At 58.9% G+C, this 1,449-nt stretch carries 1 protein-coding gene and 1 pseudogene; both read left to right on the top strand.

The genetic code is table 11. The features are described from left to right. Positions 1-399: pseudogene (locus EOC06_RS44495) on the top strand (ISKra4 family transposase); the annotation flags it as partial. Positions 400-454: 55 nt separating this feature from the next. Next, positions 455-1,162, top strand: a complete 708-nt coding sequence (locus EOC06_RS36375; protein ID WP_095488810.1) for an IS6 family transposase — start codon at positions 455-457, stop codon at positions 1,160-1,162. The last annotated feature ends 287 nt before the right edge of the window (positions 1,163-1,449 follow it).

Here is a 1,449-nt window from a genome sequence, read left to right on the forward strand (position 1 = left end):
GAAGAGCGGGTATCCTTCATGCAGGATGCCTGCCCGCGCGACTGGATGAACCTGCCTGTTCCCGATGGCCGCATCGTCATCGGCCTGGATGGCGGCTACATCCGCGACCGTGACGACCGGAAGAAGAATTTCGAGCTGATCGTCGGCCGCTCGCTGCCTGAAGTCGGCGCTCCGCGCTACATAGGTTTCGTCCACGGCTATGATCGCAGGCCGCAACGGCGCATTCTCGACCATCTTAAGAAGCAGGGCGTCCAAGCCAATCAGGATATCACCTTCATCACCGACGGTGGGGAAGAAGTCCGCTCGCTCGCCGAGATGATCGCCCCGGCGAGCGAGCATGTCCTCGACTGGTTCCATATCACCATGCGCATCACGGTCCTTCGCCAGTTCGCTCAAGGGTCATGTCAGAGGAAACTAGGTTGAAGCGTGCAGGGTGGGCTTCTAGCGTCGAAGGATGACCAAACCCAGCCCGTTCCGTTACTTCAAGACGTCACCCGAGATCATCCGATTGGCGGTGATGCTGTACGTCCGCTTTCCTCTCTCGCTGCGCAATGTCGAGGATCTGCTGCACGAGCGCGGCATCGATGTCAGCCATGAGACAATCCGGTTCTGGTGGAACCGGTTTGGCCCGATGTTCGCGGCTGAAATCCGCCGGAAGCGAGCGCAACGGATGCGGGCCTGGCCGCAATGGCAGTGGCATCTGGACGAGGTGTTCGTGAAGATCAACGGCGAGACCCATTACCTTTGGCGGGCCGTGGATCACGAAGGGGAGATACTCGAAGCCTTTGTTTCAAAGAGGCGGGATCGCAGGGCAGCACTGAAATTCCTCAAGAAATCAATGAAACGAAATGGTTCTCCGAAGACCATCGTGACGGACAAGCTAAGGTCCTACGGCGCGGCCCTGAAGGAAATTGGAACTGCCGATCGCCAGCAAACCGGGCGCTGGATGAACAATCGAGCGGAGAATTCACACCTGCCATTCCGACGACGAGAACGAGCCATGCAGCGCTTCCGGCAGATGCGATGTTTGCAGAAATTCGCCGCAGTCCATTCGTCCGTCCAAAACCACTTTAACCAGGAACGCCATCTCTACACTCGCGACAATTTCAAGCTTAAACGGGCCGCCGCTCTCGCCGAGTGGCGCAGCCTCGGCTCGGCCTAGACTTCACAAATTCTTGGCGAACTGCGACTGGTTCGAATTGGTCTGACAGCACCCCGGATAGGATTGGTGAACTTTCGGAGCGCCGTCTGGATTTGCAGGCTCTCGCCTATCGCACGGAGCTCGTCCTCGGATAAAGTGCGGTCGCCTATCCATTCCGCAATACGGCCAGATCGCGTGGTTCGGCCCAATGTACGTCGACCAAAGCGCGCCCGGGCCTGGCTGCGCAGATTTCGCATATAGGCTGCCGCAGTTGCCGCCATGCGCGGACGAGGTGCCTGGGTCTGGAC

The sequence above is a fragment of the Mesorhizobium sp. M7A.F.Ca.MR.362.00.0.0 genome (genome assembly GCF_004023175.1).
Taxonomy (GTDB): Bacteria; Pseudomonadota; Alphaproteobacteria; order Rhizobiales; family Rhizobiaceae; genus Mesorhizobium.

Coding starts and splice junctions, on each gene's coding strand:
- EOC06_RS36375 (WP_095488810.1), top strand. CDS start 455: ATGACCAAACCCAGCCCGTTCCGTTACTTCAAGACGTCACCCGAGATC.